The following is a 409-nucleotide window of genomic DNA, read 5'->3' as shown; positions in this document are numbered from 1 at the left end:
GGCCTTCCAGCATCGCCACGGCGTACTGCGACAGGATGCTGTGCGCCTTCGAGGTGGGGTGCACGCCGTCGGCGACGGCGTAGGTATCCGGCGCATTCGGGCTGACGTACGAGGTCGGGTTGCAGGTCAGCGAGTTGGCGGTGATCTGCGGCTGGCAGGCCGTACCCGTGACATTGGCGAAGCCGTACTCGGCCGGGCTGGCGACGATTTCGCGCAGCAGGGAGAACGTGTCAAGCGGAATGACCCGCAGGCCGGCCGTATCGATCGCGTTGAACAGCGCGGTGTTGTAGGTGGCGGAGAGTTGCGTGCCCGCCGCGGCCGCGGCCGCACCCTGCGCGCGGAAACCCGGCGTCACGCCCAGATCGGGGATGGTGGGCACCAGGATGTAGCGCGCGCCTGCGTTCTGCAG

The 409-nt window shown here is 68.7% G+C and carries 1 protein-coding gene; it reads right to left on the bottom strand.

The window, feature by feature from the left end; genetic code table 11:
- Positions 1-409, bottom strand: a 409-nt coding sequence (locus ACEWB7_RS18240; protein ID WP_411581123.1) for an SGNH/GDSL hydrolase family protein, incomplete at both ends; no start/stop codon positions are given.

This window comes from Acinetobacter sp. NIOH-H-8, assembly GCF_046635365.1.
Taxonomy (GTDB): domain Bacteria; phylum Pseudomonadota; class Gammaproteobacteria; order Pseudomonadales; family Moraxellaceae; genus Acinetobacter.
The sequence above is the reverse complement of the archived record's forward strand: the minus strand, read 5'-3'. Positions and strand labels throughout refer to the sequence as shown.